Origin of the sequence: Pseudomonas sp. WS 5412, assembly GCF_012985615.1 — a bacterium.
Lineage (GTDB): Bacteria > Pseudomonadota > Gammaproteobacteria > Pseudomonadales > Pseudomonadaceae > Aquipseudomonas > Aquipseudomonas shahriarae.
Map to the genome: position 1 here is coordinate 103,149 of NZ_JAARMB010000018.1, position 26,488 is coordinate 129,636.

Annotated in this window: 26 protein-coding genes; 18 read left to right on the plus strand and 8 right to left on the minus strand. The window is 55.0% G+C overall.

Annotated elements, in window-relative coordinates; translation table 11 throughout:
• Nucleotides 1-137: 137 nt before the first annotated feature.
• From HBR94_RS21515 to HBR94_RS21530, 4 genes are all read left to right on the plus strand, one after another.
• Nucleotides 138-422, plus strand: a complete 285-nt coding sequence (locus HBR94_RS21515) for a hypothetical protein (RefSeq protein WP_170045499.1) — start codon at nt 138-140, stop codon at nt 420-422.
• Nucleotides 419-691, plus strand: a complete 273-nt coding sequence (locus HBR94_RS21520; protein WP_170045500.1) for a DUF3077 domain-containing protein — start codon at nt 419-421, stop codon at nt 689-691. The genes HBR94_RS21515 and HBR94_RS21520 overlap by 4 nt, the downstream gene beginning before the upstream one ends.
• The gene (locus HBR94_RS21525; RefSeq protein ID WP_170045501.1) at nt 688-3,576 is read left to right on the plus strand and encodes a DUF927 domain-containing protein; all 2,889 of its coding nucleotides are present in this window, start codon (nt 688-690) and stop codon (nt 3,574-3,576) included. Before HBR94_RS21520 ends, HBR94_RS21525 begins: the two co-directional genes overlap by 4 nt.
• A 95-nt stretch (nt 3,577-3,671) precedes the next feature.
• Nucleotides 3,672-4,514 (plus strand): chromosome segregation protein SMC, encoded by an 843-nt coding sequence (locus HBR94_RS21530; protein WP_170045502.1) that lies wholly within the window; start codon nt 3,672-3,674, stop codon nt 4,512-4,514.
• 480 nt (nt 4,515-4,994) lie between these two features.
• On the opposite strand, the gene HBR94_RS21535 is transcribed toward HBR94_RS21530, so the two are convergent.
• From HBR94_RS21535 to HBR94_RS21550, 4 genes are read right to left on the minus strand one after another with little or no spacing between them, the layout of a single operon-like run.
• Nucleotides 4,995-5,900, minus strand: coding sequence for a hypothetical protein (locus tag HBR94_RS21535; RefSeq protein ID WP_170045503.1), 906 nt, complete (start codon nt 5,898-5,900; stop codon nt 4,995-4,997).
• Nucleotides 5,893-7,602, minus strand: a complete 1,710-nt coding sequence (locus HBR94_RS21540) for a hypothetical protein (RefSeq protein ID WP_170045504.1) — start codon at nt 7,600-7,602, stop codon at nt 5,893-5,895. The genes HBR94_RS21535 and HBR94_RS21540 overlap by 8 nt, the downstream gene beginning before the upstream one ends.
• Nucleotides 7,599-8,594, minus strand: coding sequence for a hypothetical protein (locus HBR94_RS21545; RefSeq protein ID WP_170045505.1), 996 nt, complete (start codon nt 8,592-8,594; stop codon nt 7,599-7,601). Before HBR94_RS21545 ends, HBR94_RS21540 begins: the two co-directional genes overlap by 4 nt.
• 17 nt (nt 8,595-8,611) lie before the next feature.
• The gene (locus HBR94_RS21550) at nt 8,612-9,664 is read right to left on the minus strand and encodes a DNA cytosine methyltransferase (RefSeq protein WP_082636744.1); all 1,053 of its coding nucleotides are present in this window, start codon (nt 9,662-9,664) and stop codon (nt 8,612-8,614) included.
• A 1,121-nt stretch (nt 9,665-10,785) separates the two neighbouring features.
• Between HBR94_RS21550 and HBR94_RS21555 the strand changes: the two genes are divergently transcribed.
• The 6 genes from HBR94_RS21555 (at nt 10,786) to HBR94_RS21580 (ending at nt 14,189) form a co-directional block, all read left to right on the plus strand.
• On the plus strand, nt 10,786-11,436 hold the full coding sequence (locus tag HBR94_RS21555) for a hypothetical protein (protein WP_057025656.1): 651 nt from the start codon (nt 10,786-10,788) through the stop codon (nt 11,434-11,436).
• On the plus strand, nt 11,429-12,187 hold the full coding sequence (locus tag HBR94_RS21560) for a class I SAM-dependent methyltransferase (RefSeq protein WP_170045506.1): 759 nt from the start codon (nt 11,429-11,431) through the stop codon (nt 12,185-12,187). Before HBR94_RS21555 ends, HBR94_RS21560 begins: the two co-directional genes overlap by 8 nt.
• Nucleotides 12,188-12,404: 217 nt before the next feature.
• The gene (locus tag HBR94_RS21565; RefSeq protein ID WP_057437918.1) at nt 12,405-12,734 is read left to right on the plus strand and encodes a hypothetical protein; all 330 of its coding nucleotides are present in this window, start codon (nt 12,405-12,407) and stop codon (nt 12,732-12,734) included.
• A 34-nt stretch (nt 12,735-12,768) separates the two neighbouring features.
• Nucleotides 12,769-13,140, plus strand: coding sequence for a PH domain-containing protein (locus tag HBR94_RS21570; protein ID WP_057437917.1), 372 nt, complete (start codon nt 12,769-12,771; stop codon nt 13,138-13,140).
• Between the two features lie 314 nt (nt 13,141-13,454).
• Entirely contained in the window at nt 13,455-13,934 is a 480-nt protein-coding gene (locus HBR94_RS21575; RefSeq protein ID WP_120731731.1) for a hypothetical protein, read from the plus strand.
• Nucleotides 13,935-13,946: 12 nt separating this feature from the next.
• Nucleotides 13,947-14,189 carry a hypothetical protein gene (locus HBR94_RS21580; protein ID WP_170045507.1) on the plus strand — a complete coding sequence of 81 codons (243 nt, stop codon included), beginning with the start codon at nt 13,947-13,949 and terminating at the stop codon, nt 14,187-14,189.
• A gap of 433 nt (nt 14,190-14,622) precedes the next feature.
• On the opposite strand, the gene HBR94_RS21585 is transcribed toward HBR94_RS21580, so the two are convergent.
• Complete coding sequence (locus HBR94_RS21585; protein ID WP_057960575.1) at nt 14,623-15,135, minus strand: type VI secretion system amidase effector protein Tae4; 513 nt, start codon at nt 15,133-15,135, stop codon at nt 14,623-14,625.
• A 314-nt stretch (nt 15,136-15,449) separates the two neighbouring features.
• Here HBR94_RS21585 and psrA point away from each other — a divergent pair, with 314 nt between their 5' ends.
• The 4 genes from psrA (at nt 15,450) to phnX (ending at nt 19,749) form a co-directional block, all read left to right on the plus strand.
• Nucleotides 15,450-16,541, plus strand: a complete 1,092-nt coding sequence (gene psrA / locus HBR94_RS21590) for an iron-containing alcohol dehydrogenase PsrA (protein ID WP_115127475.1) — start codon at nt 15,450-15,452, stop codon at nt 16,539-16,541.
• A 92-nt stretch (nt 16,542-16,633) separates the two neighbouring features.
• Nucleotides 16,634-17,929: an MFS transporter gene (locus HBR94_RS21595; protein ID WP_115127474.1), complete on the plus strand. Its 1,296-nt coding sequence runs from the start codon at nt 16,634-16,636 to the stop codon at nt 17,927-17,929.
• Nucleotides 17,930-17,966: 37 nt separating this feature from the next.
• Entirely contained in the window at nt 17,967-18,839 is an 873-nt protein-coding gene (locus tag HBR94_RS21600; RefSeq protein ID WP_057437906.1) for a LysR substrate-binding domain-containing protein, read from the plus strand.
• 82 nt (nt 18,840-18,921) lie between these two features.
• Nucleotides 18,922-19,749, plus strand: a complete 828-nt coding sequence (gene phnX, locus HBR94_RS21605) for a phosphonoacetaldehyde hydrolase (RefSeq protein WP_057960578.1) — start codon at nt 18,922-18,924, stop codon at nt 19,747-19,749.
• A 63-nt stretch (nt 19,750-19,812) separates the two neighbouring features.
• Here phnX and HBR94_RS21610 read toward each other — a convergent pair whose 3' ends face one another.
• Together HBR94_RS21610 and HBR94_RS21615 are read right to left on the minus strand one after the other, a co-directional pair.
• Nucleotides 19,813-20,196 carry a cytochrome c family protein gene (locus HBR94_RS21610; RefSeq protein WP_057437904.1) on the minus strand — a complete coding sequence of 128 codons (384 nt, stop codon included), beginning with the start codon at nt 20,194-20,196 and terminating at the stop codon, nt 19,813-19,815.
• 55 nt (nt 20,197-20,251) lie between these two features.
• Nucleotides 20,252-20,812 carry a hypothetical protein gene (locus HBR94_RS21615; protein WP_170045508.1) on the minus strand — a complete coding sequence of 187 codons (561 nt, stop codon included), beginning with the start codon at nt 20,810-20,812 and terminating at the stop codon, nt 20,252-20,254.
• Between the two features lie 174 nt (nt 20,813-20,986).
• Between HBR94_RS21615 and HBR94_RS21620 the strand changes: the two genes are divergently transcribed.
• Entirely contained in the window at nt 20,987-21,706 is a 720-nt protein-coding gene (locus tag HBR94_RS21620) for an SDR family oxidoreductase (protein WP_170045509.1), read from the plus strand.
• Nucleotides 21,707-21,723: 17 nt separating this feature from the next.
• Here HBR94_RS21620 and HBR94_RS21625 read toward each other — a convergent pair whose 3' ends face one another.
• Nucleotides 21,724-22,656 (minus strand): hypothetical protein, encoded by a 933-nt coding sequence (locus HBR94_RS21625; RefSeq protein ID WP_115127472.1) that lies wholly within the window; start codon nt 22,654-22,656, stop codon nt 21,724-21,726.
• Nucleotides 22,657-22,849: 193 nt separating this feature from the next.
• Between HBR94_RS21625 and HBR94_RS21630 the strand changes: the two genes are divergently transcribed.
• From HBR94_RS21630 to HBR94_RS21640, 3 genes are all read left to right on the plus strand, one after another.
• On the plus strand, nt 22,850-23,227 hold the full coding sequence (locus HBR94_RS21630; protein WP_057444523.1) for a response regulator: 378 nt from the start codon (nt 22,850-22,852) through the stop codon (nt 23,225-23,227).
• Between the two features lie 202 nt (nt 23,228-23,429).
• Entirely contained in the window at nt 23,430-24,044 is a 615-nt protein-coding gene (locus tag HBR94_RS21635; protein WP_057437896.1) for a biliverdin-producing heme oxygenase, read from the plus strand.
• Entirely contained in the window at nt 24,041-26,281 is a 2,241-nt protein-coding gene (locus HBR94_RS21640) for an ATP-binding protein (RefSeq protein ID WP_170045510.1), read from the plus strand. Before HBR94_RS21635 ends, HBR94_RS21640 begins: the two co-directional genes overlap by 4 nt.
• Nucleotides 26,282-26,488: the final 207 nt, after the last annotated feature.

Sequence of the window (26,488 nt, forward strand, 5' to 3'; positions counted from 1 at the left end):
TTCGGAATTCGCGCCGCCGCTCATCGAGCAATGGCTCTCGCCGCTTTACACGCCAACTCCAGCCTCGCTACACGCCTCTCCCGTTACAACGCCCATATGTCCAAGGCGCGAGCCCTAGAAGCCGCAGGGGGTGCCCAATGAGCATGCTCCCAGGCTTTTCATTACCCGAGGATCTGCTCTGCGTCAGCCCAGACGCGGAAGCCGGCCTACCTATCGACGCCATCACCTGCGCGCTCGACCGTGCCGATTCAGTTCTCATGCTTTTGGAAGATCACTTAGACGGCGATAGACCCCTACTTTCCAACCGCGTGCTGTCGTCCGTTATTTGGGACGTGCGCGGCACCTTGGGCCTAATCAAAACGCTCACCATGTACGGTGATGCCTCCTCTGTGCCAATGGGCCAGAAAGGCGGTGCCCTGTGAACACTGCCAACACTCTCGGGCGTACCGAATTTTCCTGCGCTAACAGCAGCAATCAGAAACTGTTCCGGGTCAATGCAGGCGTGCCGATCGAGGATGCGCTTGAAGCGATATCGCTGTTTCAGTACTACGCCAATCAACTGACCCTCGACGCCGCCATGAGTAACGAAGGTGAGCGGTTCAGTTGGCCAGCGTTCTACCTGGGCGAGATGGCAAAAGCGCTGATTGATGACGTGAACGATGCGCTGTATGCAACGAGGACAACGCCATGACTCAGCGCACCGGCAATACCTCAAAACGTCCCAGCTTTGCCGACGTAAAAAGCTCTGCCCTAAAGAACATCGACCGCGTCCTTACTCACTGGCTGCCGAACGGCAAACGCGTAGACGGCGGCAAGGAATACACAGCACCCAATCCGACGCGTACAGACAAGCGCGCTGGCTCGCTCAAGGTCAATTTGAGCAAAGGCACCTGGGCAGATTTTGCCACTGGCGATAAGGGCGGCGACATGATCGATCTGGTGCGCTACATCGACGGCGGCACCGACGTTGATGCCTGCAAAAAACTGGCAGATCTGCTGAGTGTTTCCGCCGGCTCTGCGACCACCAAAAGCGCACCGGCCAAGAGCGCAACGCCGGAGTGGATCGCAATTCAGCCAATCCCGGCCGAGGCCATGAACAAGTGCCCAGCTAAACACCGGCAACACGGTGTTCCGTCCAAGGTGTGGATCTATCGCGACGCACAAGGCCAGCCGGTAATGGCGCTTTATCGCTTCGACCTCGGCCCCGACGAAGACGGCAAGCTGCGAAAGGTCTTTGCGCCGTTGACCTGGTGCAAGCGCTCCGATGGGCAAACCACACAATGGCGCTGGCAAGGCTTGCCTGAACCTCGGCCCTTGCTGCGTCTGGATGAGCTGTTACAGCGTGCAGATGCGCCTGTGGTGCTGTGTGAAGGCGAAAAGGCTGCTGACGCCGCCGCCGAACTCATGCCCGACCACGTAGCCACCTGCTGGCCGAACGGCTCCAACTCTTGGCACAAGGCCGAACTGACACCACTCAAAGGGCGCACGGTGGTGCTGTGGCCGGATAACGATGCCAGCGGCAAGACCTGCATGGACGCCATCGAGCCCAAGTTGATTGAGCTGGGCGCCGCATCAGTACAACGAATCTCGCTCGACGTGTTCAAGCTCAAGCCCAGCAGCAAAGGCGGCAAGCCGACACTCGTCAAAGGCGGGCAATGGGCAGGCGGCGACGATGCAGCGGATGCATTAGCTAAAGGCTGGACCGCTGGCCACGTGGCCGAGCTGGTGCGCAACGGCGAGTTTTTCGGCACTTTCGCTGAGCCCACTGAGCCTCAAGAACCGAAGGCTAAGGCGCCAGCCAAACGACCTGCGAAATCGAAAAATGATCTGTTGACGGGCGGCTTTCGCCTGACGCCTGAAGGGGTGTTTTACTCCGGCGATGATTGCGAGGCGCGCCCCGTCTGTTCGCCTCTGGAAATCATCGCTCGCACTCGTGACGACAAGGGCCACAACTGGGGTTTGTTGGTCGAATTCGACGACCCGGATGGCGCCAAAAAACGCTGGAATATTCCGGCCCGGACCATGACTGGCGACTTCGGTAAGGACGTACTCGGTCCACTCGTCGACATGGGCCTGCGCCTCGCGGGAAGCCGATCTGGACGTAACGCACGCAATGACTTGCAGAGTTACCTCGGTGGCTTCGATAGCGCCCAGCGTGCACGTTTGGTAACGCGCTTGGGCTGGCACGACAACGCCTTCCTTTTGCCCGAACAACAGATCGGCTCGCACGCCGAACATCTGCATTTTTATGAGGCCGGTGCCCAGTTGCCACCGATCAGCGAGGCGGGCTCTCTGGAGCAATGGCAGCAGCAAATCGGCGCACTGTGCATTGGTAACCACCGCTTGGCGTTTGTCGTCTCTGTGGCCTTTGCAGGCCCGTTGCTGAACCTGCTCGGACATGAGTCGGGCGGCTTCCACCTCTACGGCGACAGCTCCGGCGGCAAGACCACCCACTTGCAGGTCGCTGCCTCGGTCTATGGCGGGCCGCGTCTGGTACGTTCGTGGCGCTCCACGGATAACGCCCTGGAGTCTATTGCCGCCGCACACTCAGACGGCCTCCTGGTGCTGGATGAAATCGGTATGTGTGACCCACGCATCATTGGGGAAACCATTTACATGCTCGGCAACGGCACCGGTAAAGCTCGGGCGAATGATCGAGGACAAGCGGGCCGACAGGTGCAGGAGTGGCGCTTGCTGTTTCTCTCGACGGGCGAGAAGACGTTGGCGCAACACATGGCGGATGCCAACAAGGAGCTGAAAGCCGGTATGGAAGTTCGCATGCTGGCTGTGCCAGCGGATGCAAGCAAAGGGCTCGGCATGTTCGATGTGCTGAACGGTTTTGAAGACGCCGCCGCCCTCTCCGATGCGCTCAAGGCCCGTGTATCCAAATACTACGGCACACCCCTCACCGCCTTCCTGCACGCACTGTGCACGCCTGGCGAAATGCTCAGATGGACGGTGATCATTCGCCGCACGGTGGAACAATTCATCACCCAAAACCTGCCCCCCTCGGCCAGTGGTCAGGCCAAGCGTGCAGCCCTTCGCTTTGGCCTCGCAGCAGCGGCCGGAGAGTTGGCGACTGCCTTCGGGGTCACCGGTTGGTCCGACGGCGCGGCCACGACCGCCGCAAGGGTGTGCCTGCATGCATGGCTGGCCGAACGTGGTGGCGCCGGTAACTTCGAGGGCGATGCGATTTTGACGCGCCTGCGCCAGGTCATCGAGCGCTTTGGAGAAAGCCGCTTCACCCGTTGGGAGTCTGCCGCCGCCAAGATCGATGAACACGGCCCACGCACGATTGATCGGTTGGGCTTTCGCAAGACGATGGAACACGGCATGGGTGATGCCCTGCACACCGCCAACACCTATTACGTGCTGCCAGAAGCCTGGAGGGCCGAGATTTTCAAGGGCATGAACATCAGTGCGGTGAACAAGGAACTGCTGCAACGGGGCGTGCTTGAACCGGGAAGCGACGGCAAAGCGTATAGCTTGATTCGCCTGCCCGGACTGGGGCCCCAGCGCTGCTATGTGGTGAAGACCGTTCCAGGAACGGATGAAAGCGAGGCCAAGGCCGCCTAACGGCATGCCCGCTGATCGAGGTAGCGCCGGCTCATTCCCGGCCTCGCCAGCCGTTCAACCATCCTTATCAACCGCAATGCCCAGAGACAATACAGATGAACACCATCCAAGAACTGAAAGACCGCCGCGACAAACTGACCCTCGAAATGGAGAGCATTCAGCGCGACTTAATGCCCTTCGAAGAGGCGCTGGAAAATCCCGAGGTTATCCAGCAGGGCCGTCAACGGGCTGTGCAAGATGAAATCAACGATCACAAAAGGCGCATCGACTCGCGAGGTCTTGAGATCTACCAACTGAATCAAAAAATTAACCGTCTCGAGGCGCTGGCGAACCGCGAGAGCTTGGCTGCCGACTACATCAGCGCCATGTCGACCTGGAAAGCCGACGAGATGGAACTTAACGAGAAGCGCAACAGCATCGAGACACGATTGCAGCAGGTCCGCCAGAGCGATCAGGAGGACATGGCAAAAGCTCGACAAGCTGAAACGGACGCAGCCACCGCTTATGCGCAGGCTGTCGCTTGGGGCGATGTAGAGGGGGAGAAAGCGGCCAACACCGAAGCTCAAAAGGCAGCAAAAAACCTCACGGCCGCGGTTGAGCATCACCGCCGGCAACAACTTCTCATCACCGCCCTGGAGCAGGAGCTGATGACGATTGATCAGCACATCACAGAGGCACAAAAAGAACACGCCAAGATCGAGCAGAAAGCAGCACATCTGGCGAACACGGTGCTGGAAGAACAGTGGAACGAGACCGCGAAAGCGCTGCTGGAAATCGGCGGTAAGTTGTGGGCTGCACGCAACCTGATAAATCGAGACCCGGTTGCATTGATGAAACTAGATATCCCTGAACAGGGCGAGCACTTCGGAAGTTGGACATGGCAAGAGCTTGTAGACCGTTCACATCAGCACAAGCTGGCAGATCTTCTACAAGTCTAAAAAGCATCTAACCTCGGCACAGCACAAGTCTCTGCTGTGCCGAACATTGAAGCTCATACCATATAAAACCTCATAGATACACACAGCAAGCTGCAAAACTGAAAGTTTAAAAAACCACCTGACCGCGTACAAACTCAGGTCAGTCAACTAAAGTACGGCATACGATTCAGAACAGCTTAAGACGGGAGCACTCAGTGAGTCACCTGTATGAAAGCCGAGGTAGGCGCCAACCATAATCGATAGCCATCAAAAGTCTTAACAACCTCCACGCAAAGGCTACTTACTTCCAAACACCAACTACAGAAGAGTGAAAACCTTGAGGAAAGAGGAAGAACCGCAAGGAAACCTACTTATGGCGACGGGTACCATCCACAAAGAAAGCCTCTGATAGCTCCAGAAGCCTTCAACGCCACGCTAACAGCCAATGCGACTTTCACTCTAACTATGCACACCTAAAAAAGCTGAAAGCAATAAAACATTTTATTTAAAAACATCATACGCAGAGACTCCAAAATCGATTACAGCCTCATACTTTGAAGAAACGTCAATCCCAAAGGAATAATCCTTATTGTACTGATGAGCATTAGCATGAACCAGACCAACAGATGGCTCTGATCTATTCAATAAATATAACGCAATTATAGAAGGCCGCGGCCCCACAGAAGTTGCGACAATATTGAAGTCTTCAAGATCAACGCTGATTAACTTATGCATGTTATCTCTCAGCTCAATGGGATCTGAATATGCATCAAGCTTTTCGACTTGTATTTCAGCTCCACCACTAAGCTGACTTACACATCTAGAATTGTTGCCTAGCTGATCACCGCCTTGAGTGATCAGGACAATTTTCCTAGGCTCAAAAAAATCTACAAAGTGCTGAGCTCTACCCAGATCAAAGCCAGAAAACAATATTAGCGAGGTAGGGAGATCTGGATACGCAATACCACTATGCCTAAATACCATCTGGGGCTTACCAGTATCTGCCGACAACCACTCCCCATACGATTCGGGAGGATAATACACACAAGTAAACTTTAACTTATTTCGTTCTAAACTATGTAAGCACGCCCAGATAAGATAGCGAGGCATTGTTGTAATATCCAAAACAACTTCCGTCTCACTTGATACATTGGCGAGAGCATTCAGAGCCACATTCCAAATACCAACATGATCATCACTGCCAAATTCAAAATAATTATGCCCAACTCCAAGATCACTTAACTTTGATGAGAGGACAGCTTTACTACATCTAGTCACATCAGAAAAAAAAGTCAAGGGCTGAAATATTACAATATGATCCGGAATATAGCTTAGAAGTATATCTTCTATACCTGCAAGAAAGCGCGGTTCCCAGCCTAACGAGGTGATCAGAATTTTACTATTCATCAAACAACCCTCTTTGTGTATCCGATTCTGCCACCGACGGAAATTTCCCGGTTAACATAGAGCCTAATAGAGCAGATGCTTTAATAGACGCTCTTCCATGCTGCCCATGCGGATCCAAGCCTCTAGCAGGCCAAAATAGTCTGTTAAGAGTATAGTAGTCTTCCTGACGCCCCGCATCCTTTGAAGGACCCGATCGTCTATACATAACCTGAGCCTTCCGCATTAGCCCTAAGATAGGCATCAACTGATTATCTGCTTCAGGCGTCCTTTCAGAAATCGTAAACGTAATAATCCTCGGCTCAGAGACGTGATTGAAAAGTCTATCGCGGAAATAGTCGCCCAAAGCGCTAACCAAATTGAAAATCAACTTAGCTTGCTCTTTTGTGCAATCTTCGAGCTCTCGATCTAGTCCATCTCGGACACGACTCCAGAGCTTTTCACTTTCCCTCATAATCACATCAGCCTGGATTGCAGGCGAGATTTTCCGCACTGGCTCCCCAGGGCATTTGGACACAGCATCATCGTACATCCAGTAGCACGGCAACAGGAGGTTACGAACAACACCACTCGACAAATGTATTAAAGTGTCAAGACCGGAATAGATAGGACGATTTGCCTTAGGAGAGCGCTTGCGAAAATACAGCGCGCGAGCTTGCTTGTACGCATAGTCATTTACTTGTTTTCTTTCAGCGCCTGGATTTGCAGCGATATAATTATCTACAACCTCTTGCCAGCAAATCTCGAGCTCAGCCTTAAACTCAGGACTTTCTTCAAAAAACTCGTCTGGAGTAGCATTCACTCCAATATTTTTTAATCTTTTCTCTATTATGCTTCTAGCAAGCATTCCAAACTGGGAATTTTCATTCTGAAAAGGTTGTTCCAAATTTATCGCAATGTAATCATGCCCTTCGATAATACTTCCACCGGTAGACGTTTTTCTATCAAAATCCACTACCGTAGCAAGTGCAACCTTAAAGCTAAAAACCGAATGATCCCTATAACTCAACCAAGAATTCAGCATCAATCGCTGATCATCATTCAAATCTTGTGCATCATCAATCATTAAAGAGAAGTGAGTTTCCCGTAGCGCAGAAGTCGTTCTCAACGCGCCCAAAAACGGGACAATTAAGGTATAAAACGTTCTTGCAAAAGTAAAATCGCTTCTATTTTCAAATGACAAAAACTGCTCTTGCGTCTTTCTCAACTCTTTCTTTAAAGCTCTTTTAATACATTTGAATATACTGAAATCCGACGGAAGCTCGTCGTCAAAAACATAAAATAGTTCATCCCTAAGCTCTTCGAGACTTAAGGGATCGAACACTTCAACAATTTGCTCACAATGCTCTGCTATCGCTACAGCAATAGAAAGAACGAAATAGTGTTCAGAGATGGCCCTAGAGAACTTCTCATCCTCAAAAAAATCATGGTCGACCCTCCTTGCCAGCGGAGTACTGCAAGAAACATATACCCCCACATGCGACAGGTCCTTCTCTATAAGAGGAGTATCCTGCTTCTTAATTTCCAGCGGCAGGGAATAGTAAAGTAAAGTCATACTTTTACCACAACCACGATGCCCTAGCAGAAGTACATTTCGCGAGGACTTCAGAAAGCGAGAATAGTTATGATCATCTATAAACCAATCAATCAACAGGCGGTCGGGGAGGTTTTTTGCGCCATCAAAATCAAAAGGATTATCGGTCATCCCATTTCCTCACTAAGCTTCTGCAACCTAGGCACCAATATATCTACACCATATTCAGGATGGATTTTTTCGACATCTTTAGAATCAACACCCGGAATAAAAAGATCATCCAACTCTATAGGAGGACCGACAGAATCAAGAGCCTCCATGCCTTTCCAGAAATTCATTATAATAGAGGTTTTCTTAAATGCCTCCAAATCCGAACTATAATGCTTACAGTATCTGCGCTCACTATCTAGCTTATGTATCCTTGAGTATATATATCTTAACAACTCACAAAAGACTTTCAAACTCTCAGAACTATTAAAATCTACGCCCTCAATATCTATATGATACGTTAAAGCGATTCTACCACCACCCAAATCAATATTGACGGATGTAATTTCTGCATACTTGTGATGAATCAGTGAGTCTTCAGAAAACATTGCAGCCGATATCATATATGAAGAGGTTCGTTGCGGCCCCTCCGCAAGCTCATCAGCGAAGCGCAAAATCGATGCTAAATTCTGAACACGAATTTTACTGCCAAATATAAAATCATCTTTTAAATCTTTTAAAGTATCACTAGTGCCATCGGTACTTTTCCCACTATGACTGCGCCCAATATTAACCACCAGCGCCATTTCTTGCCGATTAAGCCATAGCTTATTAAATATCTCTCCATACACAGCAGCAATTTTTAAGTTATGCTTCTTCCTACCAAATATATTTCCGACATCATGGAACAATATTGACTGACATAAAATATAGAGCTCTTCGGTACTAAGTCGATCAGTACCCCCTAAAAGCTGATAAGCGTTATCAAGCACGTCACGAATATGTTCTGGACCGTGATCAGTCAGATTGGCCTCGTTCGTTCGTATCCAAGGTAGAATTTGACCAACGAGTAGCGTCCGTGCAGTTACATACCTACCCCATAAGGCGTCGCCAGTACTTCCTTGGCTATCCAATCGTAGTTTGAGCTCATCTTCTATCTTGGATGATTCCCACATTCTTTAATTATCCAGGGTCATATTGACATGGTGATATGTTGAAAAACAGCCTGCGCAAGTAACGGAGGTACGGCATTACCTACTTGCTGCTGCTGAAAACCAATTGTTCCTTGAAATTCATAGCTATCTGGAAATGATTGAAGTCTTGCAGCTTCTCTAATGGACAACCCCCGGTGTTGCCACGGATGAATTAGCATATTCTTACGAAAATTCCCCACTACTATTGAGGGCCTGTCAGAATAAAGTCGATGATATATCCCCGTATGGCACCGTGACTTATCAGCATAGTTCAACATTAACTCGTCCGGTATATTCTCCCAGTTCCCACCCTGAGGCACATATGGATATCTAGACAAAATATGTTGCGCATTTCTTGTGATCAAGTGATTGGCACAACTATCTAGCCCACCTCGCATCAACTCAGAAAATTCCGAGTGCGCAGGGATTCGATATGGCAATATATTAATATTTGCACCATTCTCTAATAGAGGGAGATCGCCAATCGCCTCATCAACAGTAATAAATCTATCTTGTGTTACTGCCGGCTCATCTAGAACTACTCCTTTTCTAGAGCCTATAACAAATAGCCGCTCTCTCCTCTGCGGAACGCCATACTCTGTTGCATTCAATATAAATGTAGAGGTTTTGTACTTTAGCTTTTTAAAAGACTCTTGAATATCTCTTAAAAAAACACCACCCTCAGTTTCTTTAAGACCTTTAACATTCTCAAATACGACCCACTCTGGCTCTAACGCTTTAACAAACCGCATATACTCTAAAAATAACCAGTTATTTTCATTGCTTGCCGACCTGGTTTTTTGATTTGAAGTTGAGAACCCTTGGCAAGGGGGCCCACCGAAAAGAATTAGTGGCTCACTAGTAAGCTCTGGTAAATCTGAAAGTTGAACTTTACGGATGTCTTCATTCAGAACGACCGTATCCGGATGATTCAGGCGATAGGTGGCGGCCGCATGCGGATCATTTTCTATTGCGTATTTTACGTCAATACCTGCGAGCGCTGCTCCTACCGACATGCCCCCGGCACCCGAAAATATATCTACGGCCTGCATTTATTATCTCATTCAAAAATTGATTGACAGTACCATATTTTCTTAAAACGAGCAGTCCTTTCCTGCTGGTGCTAAGCCAATTTTGAGGAGAGAACATCGATGGCTTTCAGTACTGACGGCTAGAAAAATGGCGTCGAACTGGTGCGGAAGGACAGAGCAGGAAGGCTTGGGCGCCGCGGCTCTCGTTGCGCCAGCAACCTGGCCTTGAGGCGCCGAAGCCATAAGTCTACATACGATCACTGAGCCACGTGTAGACGGATTGGGCCCCGCCTTTCCGGAAAAGGGTTCTCACAACGTGGGGCTTCGGCCCTTATAGTCGTGGTGTTAGATACCATTTTCCCTCAACTGGCGACCCGGTTGTCGATAGATGGGCACCAGCTGGCAGGGCTTCGATCTAAATGTGGCGATTGACGTAACAACTATTGGCCTTGTAACACGCCCGTTCGACAGCCCCACACAAGCGTGTAACACATGCAAAAATCTTTAAAATCATATAGTTAGTGAATTTTGTAACACCTGTAACACCCGTAACACAACTTTTTAAAGCTCATCCCCTAGCCCCCTTATTGTCGTATCCTTCAGCGAAGAAAATCTGGCTGTGTCGGAGATAGATAATCCTGCTAGGAAACTGGCGGCTAATCTGCTGACTACGCTGTCGAAAAACCTTTAATTGTGCATACGGAAGTACCTTGCGTCGTGAATAGATGAGCGCTGTTCACAGACCATTGCACTGTTGGTCATTCGCTGAGGCCCTTGAGTATTCGGATAGACGTGAGGCAAATAGCCCGCAGGGCCTCGTTGGTGTGTTGGCTTCAATGGTAATTGACCGAGTTGCCTGGATGGACTGTTCAAAGCAACAGCACAAACGGGCACCTTTACCGTTTTTGTAACGATGTCTCTTTTTTCTTCAAATTCCTTTCAATTTCAACGTTGAAATTTCAGTAAGTTGGCATGACTGCCGCTAACGCGATCTCGCGGGTTTCATGCCCCGTGTACTACCGAATATCTCAGGGGCCCCCGCATATCTAGCGCAATGTGCCACTATACGAACGACCAACCCGCCTCAGCTGACGCTCTGTCAAACTGAATCAGGGAAATCATCAAACAGGGATGAAAAAACGATGGAAGGATTTTGGGACCGTTGGGGAAGTCTGATTCAACGCCTTGTTGCTTCAGTAGGATCGCAGGCTTCTTTGTTAGCACTTGTACTCGTCTTCATGCCGCAGCCAGTAGACCTTTCCGGATGGCCTGGTGCTCTGGCTCTTGCAGCAGGGTTGCTGGCGTTTGCCAGCATCTGCCTTGAGTTCAGGGCTGATAAAAAGGCTCACAACAACAGGAAAACGTACGAAAAGGACGATGTCATTGGTATCAAATCCTATATGCGCAGCTGGATTGGTGATAGCGGCAGAGCAATCATTTGGACTCGCGACTTAAGCTGGGCAGACGATGACTCGACTAAAAAGCTACTCAAAGAGAAGGCGCAAGAAGGGAACTTAACTGTCTGTATGCCAAAAATGACGGAGTTAGGAGAGGTACTTAGAGCGGCCGGAGCCAACGTTTGGATCTACGGAAGACCAAGCTTTCTCGCTCCAGCATCACGCTTCACCATCGCACACTTTGGGAACGGCGGTTCTCAAGTAGCGATTGGGCGTGGTGGGCGTGGTATCCATGTGATTGAAGAAATTGACTCAAGCCATCCAGCACTTCACATGGCGATTGATCTCGCTAGCCTCGCTGAGCTGCTTCATAAAGAGAACGCCGCCCATGTTTGATGTTCTGAACTCTCAACCAAAGCCTCTGGCGGACCTGACCCAGCAATGGGATCAACTGGCGAAGGAAAGAGCGCGACAACTCAGCAGCGGGCTAGACATCAGCTTCAGTAAAGTGGTCGCTCCCACAGCGTTAAAACTTCTCCAGGGCGCAGACCTTTCAGCGTTCTTGGACATTGGCTCTGGCACTGGCCACTTCGCAACCCTTGTTTCCCCACTTGCAGGCTCCGTCATAGGGGTAGAACCGTCAGGAGCAAGCGTCGAAATTGCGATGCATCTCTGTGAGAGCCGCACCAATATCAGGTTCATTCAAGCGGCTGTGGAAGACGTGACGGTCACTCAACTCAATGGTCTAGCTAGTGCTGCCACCGCAATAATGGTGATGATGGCGGCTCCGGACTTGGGACGGTTTGCTGCAGCTGTGAATGCCCTCCTTCGCAGCAATTCAACGTTTGTAGCGGTGATTCCCCATCCGTGCTTTTGGCCTGAGTACTGGGGCTATGCAAATGCCGAGTGGTATGACTACACCAAGGAGATCTTCGTAGAAGCACCTTTCAAAGTCTCCCGTGATCAAACCTCAATACGAACAACGCACATTCACCGTCCACTCAGTCAGTATCTATCTACCTTCGCAAACCATGGCTTCAAATTGGTGGCCTTTGAAGAGCCAATACCGGAAGAGAGCGTGCAGGCGATGTATCCAGAACCTTGGCATTTCCCTAGGTTCGCCGCGTTAAAATGGATTAAGGAATAGAGGCAAACTCAAAATCATTTAATACAGCACCTTCGTTCGTGTATCCCTACATGTATCCCTAAATGTACAATCCTTCTGCAAGGCACGAACTATATAGATCGCACGAGTCTCCCTCGGGCACCATCTTAAAAAAAGACCTTGAAATTCAAGGTCTTTTTTTTCGCCTGCAGAAAAGTGATCATCGCCCACCGCACCAGACAGTAGAGGTACCAGGACCATGGAATTGACACTCGAAGCCGTTGCTCTGTTCGCCCTCAAACTGGTGCATGAAACGGAAGATGGCAGCCCGATCCTGCGCGACGATCTGGTCATGGATGGGTATGAGCGGGAGGTGTTTGGGTTGTTGGTGCGCACTGGCGACCTGACAACTATCCAACGCAAGTTGGATGAATGCATGAAGTTGGCCCTGGAGACGTTGGGGGGTGCCAACACGGTCATGGGCCGTGAGCTGCAAAAGCTGGCGGCTGAAGTCCAGCAAGCCTCGACGCTGGAGGAACTAAAGACCCCGCTCGACGCACTTATGGACTACCTCAAGGCCATCTTGTAACGCACCCTCCCTGCCCCACCACAAGGACCGCCCAATGATCGACTTCAACAACAAAGGCTTCTTCAAGCTCAAGCAAAACAATGAATACGCCGAACGCGTTGCATCCCTGCTGCTCGATGACGAACAGGTAGTAGATGCCTACAAAGCCATGCGCGATGGCGTGGTGTTTACCACCAAGCGCATCATCGCCGTGAACGTGCAAGGCATCACCGGCAGCAAGAAGGACTTCACGTCCCTGCCCTACAAAAACATTGTCGCGTACTCGGTGGAAACCTCCGGCACGTTCGACCTGGATTCGGAGTTGGAGATCTACTTCTCGTCATTGGGCAAAGTGAAGTTCGAGTTCACGGGCAAGACCTCGATGGTGGAAATCTCCAGGCTGATTTCCAAGCACCTGCTGGGTTGATCGGCCGGTAAAAACCAAGGTCTTTTTACCGCAAGCCGTGTGATTCAGCGGCTGTACGCCATCAAATGTGGGAGCTGGCTTGCCTGCGATAGCGCCCACCCCGGCACCATCGAACTACCCGTCTACAGCAGCTCCAGTCCTTCCTCGGTCAACCATACCGATTTGTTCCGGTTCACCGGATCACAGATGCCAGCCCTGCTCATGCAATCAACACCTTACGGCAGGCAACGCACCTTGCCAGGCAGGTGAAATGATTTGAATCCAGCGCGCGCCTTCTAGACAATCCCCACCTTTGGCTCGAAAGGATGCGTGCAATGAAGTTCGAAGGGACTTTCCAATACATGGGCAATCACGGGATCGTGTTCAACGTCTCGCAGATCACCCTCACCGACAGCGAGCGCGGACGCCTGGGCGAGCTGCATTTTGGTGAAGCGAAAAGCGCCCACTATGAGGTCAACCGCAAGGTCGTCGAGGTGTACGACAAGATGCTGGCCAAGAACCTGCCGTGCCTGATGATGATCGGCATCTCCAAGCCGCTGACCCGGCAACAGGGCGATGTTCTCAATGCCCAACGCACCAAGATCGCTAACCTCGCGGCCTCGGCCTTCGCTGGCGCCACCTCTTATATAGCCTCCCCCTACGTGGGTGCCCCTGTCGGCGCCGGTGTGCGCATGTATGTGAATGAAACCCTGCCCACCTATCATGCAGGCGACATACTGGTCAGCATCGAGGCGCAGGTGAATGGCGGTATCGGCCCACAACGTAGCGCCTCGACACTGATCATCAAGACCTGATGGGAGAAACACATGTCTGACATTACCCAGTTGGTCATTGCCCTGGTGCTGTTCTTTCTGCTCGATCGGTTTCTGAAGTCGTACCCACTTCGCAAATGGCTAGGGGTGCTGCTGGTAGCGATCGGAACGGTCGGCTGCGTGGCTGCAAGCCAAATCCGTTTGTTTGGGTTTGACCTGGGGCTGCTGTCGATCTTCGCCGTTGCACTGGGGGTGGGGTTGTTCCTGAAGCGGCGGCGGTTCGAACAGAGGGGGTGAAGGTGGCAGGAATTTGCGCTGATTAGCGCCCAAAAGCCCCAGCAGTAAAAAGGGGACGGACTTGTTTGAAAATAGATCCGTGCCCTTTTCCTGATCAGGATGCAGCACTGCAGATCGGGATTGCCTGCCAATCAACGGATACATTTATTCCCAGCGGGGCCTGAAGTATTCAGGAGCAAGCCAAAAAAGAGGTTCCTAGAGCTGGGCTCCTAACCCCGAAGCAAACGCCGACGGAACCAAACAACTCCAACTAACATTGAAACCCCAACTACCACCCCATTCCCTAACAACCAAATCCCAAAATTCCGACTCTGGTCCGCATCATTCTCGTAAAACGGCCCAAAGTAAGCCGAAGCCGCTACAACCAACCCGTTAAACACCGCAACCGTCACAGCCACCACCAACGCTACAAATAACACGCCCTTAACTACCGTCATAAAACCTTCCAAAACCAAATCTCCCTGGACTCGTGATAATCCGAGAACGTCCCCTCAATCGAAAACCCAAGTTGAATACGCGGGTAGCTCAACCAATCCGTCAACCGCCGCCCATTCCACAGATCAATGTGATCACCACTGCGATTGCCAAATGTCTCGCTCCCCCGGCGCCAAAAGTCCTTGAAGAAAATGATGCCTCGCTGCCCTTGCAGCTCATCCTCGAAACCTTCGGGTGCGACCTTTCTCATTTGTTGCAAGCCGGGAATGTTCGTACCGCTTAATGCTCTGGCCATTTCTTCTGCTGCCAGTACATGGCCCTCAGCCTTGGGATGCTGCCAACAATAGCGCACGCCTCTTAATTTGCTCAGATCAGCGCCTGATCTGCGCAGTGCAACACCAAGGTTGATCGCGCATTGATCACTGAAGTTTTTGGCACCGTTGGTCCGGCATGGCGCTGCGTCTCCATAGATCTGCGGGTGGTTTTTCCATAGGGAATCGAAAGTGAGCATTCCGCGTCTCCATCGCGTATTTTTCACGCAAAAGTAGCAAACGCAGTGCTGCCAAAGACGGGGCTATATGAAAACAGGAAAGATCCTACCAGCACGCAACTTTTAGGACAGAAAAGCAGCGGCGGTAAGCTTAGAGCTCGTATCGGCGTGGTCGTGGCAAAGACCCAACCACGCCAAGGCAGGCACTTGCCCTTGACCGTCCTACATCTCATATCGGCCCAGCCAATCCATCCCCCCAATCTATCGATTTGAGCTCTCCCCCACCCTCCCCGACTATTGGCGCCACTTCCAACAACAAAAACCAGGAACACGCCATGACTGCCCGATTCCATAACCCAGTAGACACCCGCTTCGGCTGGGGCTGCCTGCAAGACCTGGCCAGTATCACTGCGCAGCAGACCGTCGCTCTCGTCACCTTCCCGGAGGCCCGTGGCCTGGGCTTGGTCGAGCGGATCCAGGGATTGCTGGGCGAGCGTCTGGTGTATGTCGTCGAGGATGTGCAGCCCAATCCCGATGTCGCGCAATTGCGTGAAACCTACGAGCGTTTCTGGCTGCAAGCCGGGGATTGCGATGTGGTGCTGGCCGTCGGTGGCGGCAGTGCGATTGATACGGCCAAGGCGCTGATTGTCGGCACTGAGTCCGGGCAGTTCGATGAATTACTGGCATTGTTGGCGACCGGCCAGCCGTTTGTGCCGGCGCACTGCAAGACCTTGATCGCTGCGCCGACCACGGCGGGCACCGGCAGTGAGGTGACGCCCTGGGCGACGATCTGGGATTCGGCCAGCCACAAGAAGTATTCCCTGCACCTGGATTGCACCTGGCCGAAGGTGGCGATTGTCGACCCACAGTTGATGCTGACCGTACCGGCCGGGGTCACGGTGTCGACGGGGCTGGACGCCTTGTCCCACGCGCTGGAGGCGATATGGAACATCAATGCCAATCCGATTTCGGACACGTTCGCGGTATCGGCCATCGAGGACATCCTGGAATGCCTGCCACCGCTGCGGCGCGACCTCGGTAATCAGGAGTTGCGCTCGCGCATGGCCTTGGCCGCGCTCAAGGCCGGCCTGGCGTTTTCCAATACCAAGACTGCGCTGGCCCACTCCATTTCCTACGAGATGACCCTGCACCACGGCCTGCCCCATGGCATCGCCTGCTCCTTTACCTTGCCGCTGGTCCTTGGCTTGGCGTGGGGACATGACGCGGCGCGGGATCGCACCCTGCAACGGGTGTTCGGTGATGACCTGGACAAAGCCCAGACCCGGTTGCGCAACTTCCTGCATAGCCTGGAGGTAAAAACCGAGTTTGCCGATTACGGCGTCACGCCCACCGAGGCCGCCGCGATGATCCGCTTCGCCCTGCAAGGTGCACGCGGCAAAAACTTTATCGGTTCGAAAGCCGCCTAGGCTCAACGCAATTCAGTCTTTCCTCTTGCACCTGTAAAGGGTGCCACCCCGTCGCTGCGGCTTCGGGGGCGAATAACAATAAGGAAAACATCATGAATCGTGCACAAACCCTGCCTGCCCCTGCCGTTCGCTCGGCGTCGTTCCGTTTTGCCCAGTGGCGCATGCTGCTCGCGGCGATGTTTTGTTACCTGTTTTTCTACACTGGGCGCCAGACCTTCGGCTTCGCCATCCCGGGAATCCAGGCCGAGTTCGGCCTGACCAAGGAAGTGCTGGGCTGGATCTCGGCCGCCATGCTCTGGTCCTATGCCATCGGCCAGGCGATCAACGGCAACCTGGCCGATAAGTTCGGCGGACGGCGCATTATGACCCTGGGCGCGGTGCTGTCCTGTGGCGCCAACTGGGTCACCAGTTTTGCCAGTGGTTTTGCCGGGTTGATCCTGCCGTGGGGCATCAACGGTTACTTCCAGGCCCTGGGCTGGGCGCCGGGCAGTCGCTTGATCTCCAACTGGTGGAGCGCCAGCGAGCGCGGCCGGGTCTATGGCTTCTACGTGTTCGCCGCCGGCTGCGCGTCGGTGCTGTCCTATGTGACCTCCATCGTGGTGTTGGAGGTGCTGCAACTGGAATGGCGCTGGATCTTCCGCCTGCCGGTCCTGTTGATGTTGGCCGGGGGTATCCTGTTTTACCTGGTGGCCCGTGAGCGCCCGCAGGACCTGGGCTTCGAACCCCTGGCCGATACCGGCGTGGCCAACGCCGAGGACAAGGGCCATGAAGTGGCCCACGGCGAAGAGGAAACCTCGGCCCAGCGCTACAAGGCGGTGCTGAAAAACGCGCGCCTGATCATTGCCGCCGTGTCCCTGGGTTTCCAGAACGCTGCGCGCTACGGCCTGATCGTGTGGGTGCCAGTGCATTTCCTCGGCGCCAACTGGAAAAGCGGCGACAGCATGATCGATCCAAAGTGGATCACCGTCGCCCTGCCGGTGGGCATGGCCGTCGGCGCCCTGAGCAATGGCTGGGTGTCGGACAAGCTGTTCGGCTCCAAGCGCTACCTGGCGATCATGCTCTATATGTTCCTCGGCGCCGCGACCAGCCTGTGGATGTGGAGCCTGCCGCCCCATAGCGCGGTCGGCCTGGTGGCGCTGTTTCTCTGCGGGTTCTTTGTCTACGGCCCGGCGTCCAGCTTCTGGGCTTTGTGCCCGGACCTGGTGGGTGCCAAGCGCGCAGGCACGGCCACGGGTGTGATGAACTTCTCGTCTTATCTATTCGCCGGCCTGGCAGAACCGCTGATCGGCAGTATGCTCGACAGTACCGGCAATACGTCGCTGATCTTCATCGTCGTCACCTCGGCCTGCCTGTGCAGCGCGGTGGTGGCCCTGTTTATCCGCCGTTGATGACCCGGCTCGGCTGATCCCTGGAACAGGATGTGTTATGTACCAGTACCACAAGTGGCTACGGTCCTTTCATGCGGTGGCGAAGACCGGCAGTTTCACCCTCGCCGCCGAGTACTTGAGCGTCGGCCAGCCGACTGTCAGCGAACAGGTCAACGGCCTGGAAAAGCAGTTCTCGGTGGAGTTGTTCCACCGCCGTGGGCGCTTTATCGAGATGAGCTCGGCCGGCCATGCGCTCTACGGGATCACCCAGGGCCTGTTCGGCCAGGAGGATGAGGCCATGCAACTGCTGCACAGCTTCAAGCAGCGCAAGACCGGGATGTTGCGCCTGGGCGCTGTTTCGCCGCCCATTGCCATGAACCTGACGTACGAGTTGATGCAGCGCCACCCGGATATCACGCTGGAGACCTCGTTTTCCCCGGAGAAGGAGACCCTCGACCGCCTGTTCAATTTTGATATCGACGTGGCAATCCTGGCCCTCTCGGAGTTTGACCAACGCTTCGATACGCAGCTGTACCGGCGTTACCCGATCATTGCGGTGGTGCGCGACGACCATCCCTGGGCTGCGCAGAAAGAGGTACACGTCGAGCAGATCAGCCAGGAGCGTTGGGTCATGCGCGAACGCAGCTCGCGCACCCGGCAACTGGTGGAAGAAAGCTGCAAGCGCCTGGGGGTGGACCTCAACTGCGTGATGCAGCTCAACAGCCGCGAAGCCATCGTGCATGCCATCGCCAAGGGTATCGGCATTGGCTTTGTATCGGCGGTGGAATACGCCGAAACACCGGGTACCACACCGATCACCTTCGTCGACCACCCGTTTTCCATCGACTACCACCTGTGTTGCCTGGGCATCCGGCGCAACCGACCTATGATCGCCGAACTGTTCGAGGCCAGCCCCATACCGGCTACCTGATTCGCTTCACCCTTTTGCACTCAACCGGCTTACCTCGTGAATCGAGGGACGGCCTGCTCATACCCGAAAATGGAGATTGATCATGCATTACCAACAACCTTCTACGTTGCAAGCCGTGGTCCTGGACTGGGCCGGCACCGTCGTCGACTTCGGCTCGTTTGCGCCCACGCAGATTTTCGTCGAGGCCTTTGCCGAGTTCGGAGTCGCCGTGTCCCTGGAGGAAGCCCGCGGGCCGATGGGCATGGGCAAGTGGGACCACATCCGCACCCTGTGCAATCAGCCGCAGATTGCCGAGCGCTATCGTGCGGTGTTCAACCGCCAGCCGACCGACGCAGACGTCACCGCCCTGTACGAGCGTTTCATGCCGTTGCAGATCGAGAAAATCGCCCTGCACTCGGCAGTGATTCCCGGTGCGCTGGAGGCGATTGAAACCCTGCGCGCCAAGGGTTTGAAGATCGGCTCGTGCTCGGGCTACCCGGCGGTGGTGATGGCCAAGGTAGTCGAGTTGGCGCGGCAAAATGGCTATGTGGCCGATCATGTAGTGGCCACCGACGAAGTGCCCAACGGTCGCCCGCATCCGGCCCAGGCCCTGGCCAATGTGATCGCCCTGGGCATCAGCGATGTGGCGGCGTGCGTCAAGGTCGATGACACCTGGCCAGGAATCCTGGAAGGACGCAGTGCCGGCATGTGGACAGTCGCCCTTACCTGCTCGGGCAACGCACTGGGACGGACCTACGCGCAATACAAGGCGCTGCCGGCCGAAGAACTGGCGCAGGAACGCGAGCGTATTACACAGATGTTTGAAGGGTCACGGCCGCATTACCTGATCGACACCATCGTCGACCTGCCGGCAGTAATCGACGATATCAATGCGCGACTGGCACGCGGGGAAACACCACAAGGTAGTTGAAATCGCTGCCAATCCTGCAGGAGCCGGTTTGCCGGCTCCTGCAATGGATTTGGGTGTATCGCGCTATTGCGCCTGAAAGGTCTCCAGATAGGTCAGCAGATTCTCGATCTTCTGCTGATCACTGATCCCCCAGAAAATCATGCGGGTCCCGCTCACCACTTTTTTCGGATTCTCGATATAGGCCGCGAGGGTCTCCCGCGTCCACACCACGCCCGAATTTTTCATCGCGTCGGAATACTGATAGTCCGCCGTGGTGCCCGCCAGCCGCCCGATCACCCCGTTGAGCTGTGGCCCAAAGCCGCCACGGGCGTTCAGCCCGACACTGTGGCAACCGCCACAGGTCTTGGCGAACAGCCGGCCGCCTGCCTCGGCATCGCCTGCTGCCACCGCCGACGTGTTGAAGAGCATGGCCGTGAGTAACAGGGTCAGTAAGGCAGCGGGTTTCATCAGGGGCTCCAGGTCACGGGCTTCAGGCGGTAGAGGCGGCAATTATGCCTGCGGTTTACTTGTTCTCGTCCACGTTATTGAAGCGTGCCCGGTTGATCTGCCAAGGCAGGGCTGGCTGTGTGCGCTCTAGCTTGTGTTTGCCACGGCTGAAAACGTGCGTTTGCAGTTCCAGGAAGTGCCGGTCGCGCCCTACCTGTTCAAACGTCACAACAAAAAAGATCAGCGGTTTGCTGGCTTCGGCCCAGAGGTTGGAAACCCTCTCGATAGCTGCGGGCAAATGGCTAATGGTGCTGTAGGAGATGAACGTGGAAAACGCCGCAGATTCAGATTGCTCCAACAGCTTGGTGATTTCCTTCACTTTTTCGTTATGAGGCTCGTCCCACTCCCATTCGACATGGGACAGGACGCTTTTGTCAGGGAATCTCAATACGGCATCAGTGCGCCGGCTCTGTTCGAAATAGGCGCGCGCGCCGAGCAACTTGGCACACTCGCGTATCACCAGCCCCACATGAATTGTCCAGCCGGCACGGTTGGTAACAGCATCGACCTCCACCGGAAAATCCTGGTACCACAGGCAATTGAACAGGGTGATGAAGTCGCGTTCGATCTGTTTCATTTTCTTCCTTGGCTTTGACTGAATAAATAGCAAAGAGCCATCACTCTAAATCAGCCGAAGAAAAGTCGCGCCCTCCCCCGCAAAACATTTGGACACAGCCATTCAATTGCCATCATTCCCGCCCTTTGTTTGCATGCGCACTTTCCATCAGCACGTCAGTTCAAGGAGAGATCAATGAGAACCATGGTGGTCGGTGCAAGCAAAGGTTTGGGCAGGGCATTTATGGAAGGCTTGGGCGGCGTGGGGGATACCTTGATCGGGGTCTCGCGCAGCCGTCCTACAGGCTTGGTATCCAGCAGCGGCGCCGAAGTGTCATGGGTGGAAGCCGACCTTGGCCAGCCGGCGCAAGCCGCACAGGTCATCGAGCAGGCGGTGGCACAGGACGGCCTGGATACGCTGATCTATAACCTGGGTATCTGGGAAGAACAGGCGTTCGATGAGGCCTACAGCTTCCTCAAGGATGAAGACACGCAGTTGGAAGCCATTGTCAGCTGCAACATCACTGCCCCCCTGCTGCTGATCAAGCGCCTGCTGCCCGTGCTGTTAAAAAGCCCCAACCCACGCATCATCTTTACCGGCTCCACCTCAGGCCTGCCACAGAGTGGGCGCCCGGAGGTGACGTTCGGCGCGTCGAAGTTCGCCTTGCGCGGCATGGCCGATGCCTTGCGTGAAGGTTATCGGCACCAGCGCCTGGGCGTGACCTGCCTGAACCTGGGCTACCTGAATACCGAGGATCCATTGAGCACCTCCCGCCTCGAGGCCGAGCAGCGTGGCGACGGGCAGTTGATCCCGGTACACGACGTGGTGCAAGTGGTGCGCATGGCCTTGAGCCTGTCATCGGCCAGCTTTGTCAAAGAGCTGACTTTGCCGGCCCTGCTGGACGAACGCTTCTGACGGAACAGGCCGAATCTTCAGACAGCCAGATAAAGCGCCATCAGGCACAACGGCACCAACACCAGCCCCAGCAGCATCATGAACACCACACTCATGGCGTTGGTCCGGGGCGTGCCGACGTGGCTGACAAAGCCCATGCACAACCGTCGCAACAGCTCCGCGCCTCGGGCGAATTGATAGACCACGCCGATGGTGAGCAGCGAGAGGGTTCCGGTCGCCGCGCAGTAAAACAGGATCGGCTCGGGCATGAAGTAACTGGAGATAAAACCTTCGGAGGTGGCATAGATAAACGTCACGGGCTGAAACAGCGCGATCGAATACAGCACATTGCGCAACGGGTTGAACGCGATCGTCGGCCGCACTTCGTCAGCGGGCAACATGGCGTACAGCTCGTTCATGTCCGACCAGCGAAACCAGTAGACCGCCACACTGAACAACAGGTAGGCCAAGGCAATCGTCGCCGAAAAGCACCCCAGGAACTGCCACGAACCAAACCCGCGACGCGTTCCCACGTTGATGCTCCATTTGGTCAACTGGATGGTCACGCAGTCGATCACCATCGCCACCAGCAGCCCCTTGCCGTAGAAGTCCTTGATGGCTTGCAGCACATTCGGCGGCGGCGGCACATTGAACACGTGCTCGGGATTTTTAAACAGGTAGAGATCCAGCAGCCACACCACAAAAAACACCAGCGACACGAGCAAGGTGTACAGCGGGATACTGATCAGTTGGCGCCGGGCGAGGTACGTTTGCCCGAACACCCGTTGGAAGAGGTTGGCCCACAACTGGGCGATCCCGATAAAGCGGTCGCGGCCAAGGCTCATGCCGCCCAAGGTCTTGAGTATTTCCAGGCGGCTTTTCTGGGTGGTAAACGCGACGGCGACCAATACCCCGGTACACCCGAACAACACGGTGGCAACGACGATCAACGCCCCAATCAGTTCTTTCACACTCGCATCCCTTGCTGTGAAGTTACGTGGCCCACATCCTGGCTTATCCCACCCGCGGCTCGCAAGCAGCGGCCGTTTTATCCACGTTGCCGACACGCCTAAGTGACCACCCATCGAATAAAAAATATTCAGTAGAACCTATCCCGTGGCCAGCCACTCCACCTTACTCAACCCAGATGGTGGAGTAAGGATCATGGCTCAGCCATCGATATTGGTACTGGAAGACGACGAGATCATTCGCTCGTTGATGGTGGATGTGCTGGAGGAGTTCGGCGCGGTGGTGACCTCGTTCCCATCGGCCGATGAAGGGATGATTTTTCTGGAGCGGACCAGTGATCCGGTAGACCTGATTGTCAGCGATATCCAGATGCCCGGCCTGCTCAACGGGTATGACCTGAGCAAGGTCGTGGCCCATCGCTGGCCGTCCTTGCCGGTGGTGCTGACCTCGGGCAATACGGTGATGGCGGCGCAACTGGGCAATACGGTGAAATTCCTGCCCAAGCCATGGAGCACCGAGCGCCTGCTTGACTGTGTGCAGTCGGCATTGGTGCAGGGTACCTCCCTGCACTGATAGCGTCACAATACGGCGGCAATCGAACTTCGCGATAAGGTGTGGGGTCTGTTTTTGAATATTGGGTTATTTTTCTGACAGCAACGTCAGATTTTTTACCTGACTTTTCAGATACAGACGACGGGACAAACAGAATCGTTGCCCGCCCTTCACCCACGCGTCAGCCATGGTTTGCCCTGGCCGACCAGTCCGAGCTTACTGCATGCATCCACAGGCCCATGACGTCGCGGCGCCCTCCCTGCTTGAAGCCTTGCGCGCAGGCACAGCCCTGCTCCATGTGGCCCTGGAAAAACGCTTGCCATTCTTTTCCCCGCAGCTGGATGCCGACGGGTATCGGCGTTTGTTTGAGGCTTACTACGGTTTCTACCACCCGCTGGAATCACGACTGTACGACTGCGCCTTGATTCCTGTGGGATTCAACCAGGCGCTGCGGGTGAAAACTCCTACCCTACACAGTGACCTGATTGCCCTGGGCCTCACCAGCCAGGCGATTGCCGCCCTGCCCCTCTGCCCTCGCCTGCCACGCCTCGACACCCCGGCCGCCTGCCTGGGCGTGTTGTATGTGCTCGAAGGCGCGACCCTCGGCGGCCAGGTACTGCGCCGGGAGATGGCCCGGCGCCTGGCGCTGGACGCCAGCAACGGCGGCGCCTTTCTCGATATATACGGCACCGAGACTGGTCGGCGCTGGAAAGACTTTCTCGACTATTTGGGCCACGTCCCGCTGGACGACCTCGGCCGGCAGCAGGCGGAGGACGCGGCCTGCTCGACATTCAGCTGTTTTGAGCAATGGCTCGACAGCCAGGAGGTACTGCTATGAAACCCGAAGATTTTGAAGAACTGCTGGCCAACTGTGCCGACGAGCCGATCCGCTTCCCTGGCGCGATCCAGCCTCATGGCGCACTGCTGACCCTGCGCGAACCGGACCTGCAGATCGTGCAAGTCAGCGCCAACGTGGCCAGCCTGTTCAATCACCCGCCTGAGACCTTGCTTGGCCAGCCACTGGATACGCTGTTGGGCGCGGACAACGCGCGCACGGTGCAGCAGATCGCCAGTCAACTTAACTTTATCGACGCCCCGGCGCTGCATGTCACCCTCAACGGGAGCGAGTTCGAAGGCCTGCTGCACCGCCATCAAGGCGTGCTGGTGCTGGAGTTCGAGCCACGCTACGAGCACTTCCAGCCCAAGTCGGTGAACGGCCGCGCCAGCAACCTGGGCAAGATGTTGCAACGTTTGCAGTCGGCGAAAACCCTGCAAGCCTTGTACGAAATCAGCGTGAGCGAAATCCAGGCCATGACCGGCTATGACCGTGTGCTGATTTATCGCTTCGAAGAGGAAGGCCACGGCCAGGTCATCGCCGAAGCGTCCGCGCCGTCCATGGAACTGTTCAACGGCCTGTTCTTCCCGGCGTCCGACATCCCGGAACAGGCCCGCGAGTTGTACCGCACCAACTGGCTGCGAATCATCCCCAATGCCGACTACGAGCCGGTGCCGCTGCTACCCAAGCTGCACCCGGACACCGGGAAACCGCTGGATTTGAGCTTCGCCACCCTGCGCAGCGTGTCGCCGATCCACTGCCAGTACATGAAGAACATGGGCGTGCTGTCGTCCATGAGCATCTCGCTGATGAAAGGCGACAAATTGTGGGGGTTGATCAGTTGCGGCAACCGCAAGCCGCTGCACGTGCCCAACGACCTGCGCACCACCTGCCAGACCATCGGCCAGGTGCTGTCGTTGCAGATCAGTGCCATGGAGGCCCTGGATATCAGCCGCCAGCGTGAAGAAAAAGTCGAGGCCCTGGACACACTCAACCAGGCAATGAGCGCGTCAGCGGACACGGTGTTCGACGGCCTGGCCCAATGCCCGCAGGTGTTGATGGACCTGGTCCTGGCCGGTGGCGTGGCGATCATTGAAGGCCAGCAACTGCATCGCTATGGCAACTGCCCGGAACCGGCGCAGATCCGCGCCTTACACAAATGGCTGCAGGACACCGGGCAACCGGTGTTTGCCAGCCACCACCTGTCAGCGGTCTACCCGCCCGCAGCCGACTATCAGCCAGTGGCCAGTGGCGTCCTGGCCATGAGCCTGCCCAAGCCGGTGGACAACGGCGTGCTGTGGTTCCGCCCGGAAGTCAAAGAGAACATCCAGTGGAGCGGCGACCCGCAGAAACCGCTGGCCCTGGAAAAATCCGACGCGGGCCTGCGCCTTCGCCCACGCACCTCGTTTGAAATCTGGAAGGTGGAAATGGCTGGCATCTCCACCAAGTGGAGCTCTGGCGACCGTTTCGCCGCCAACGACCTGCGCCGTTCGGCCCTGGAAAACGACCTGGCCCGCCAGGTCCTGCGCGAGCAACAAGCGGTGCGCGCCCGGGATGAACTGGTGGCGGTGGTGTCCCATGACCTGCGCAACCCGATGACCGTGATTTCAATGCTGTGCGGCATGATGCAAAAGGCGTTCAGCTCTGATGGCGCCCACACCTCGCGGCGAATTTCCTCGGCCATCGACACCATGCAGCAGGCCGCCGCGCGCATGAATGTGTTGCTGGAGGATTTGCTAGACACCTCAAAGATCGAGGCGGGCCGCTATACCGTCAAGCCGGTGCCCCTGGACGTCAGCCAGATCCTCGAAGAAGCCTATGCGCTGCTGGCGCCCCTGGCCCAGGAAAAGGGGGTTGACCTGTCGTTCAACGCCGAACCCGGCCTGCAGATCAACGCCGACCCGGAGCGTTTGTTCCAGGTACTGTCGAACCTGATCGGCAACGCCATCAAGTTCACCCCGCGCCAGGGCAAGATCGGGATTTCGGCGATGAGCAATGGCGAGGAGATTGTGTTTGCGGTGCGCGACTCCGGCGAAGGCATTGCCCCTGACCAACTGCCCCACGTGTTTGATCGCTACTGGACCCTGACCGAAAACAACCCCACGGGCAGCGGCCTTGGGCTGTACATCACCCAGGGCATCGTCAAGGCCCACGGCGGGCGGATCGAAGCCGAAAGCGAGCTGGGGCGTGGCAGTGAATTCCGCTTTACCGTCCCCAAGGTCACGCAGCCCCCATGCTGACCGCGCGGCCCACTGTGCCTACCTCTGTGGCGAGCGGGCTTGCCACAACCACATCACAAAACTCAGAGCCAGACCGCATCCCATAATGGGTAGTCACCGATATGCTTCACCAGCCCTGCCCTCAGCGGATTGGCAATAATATAGCGAGCGATTTTCCGGTGGTCCTCTTCAGCCCTCACCGCACGGTCATGATAACCACGCTGCCAA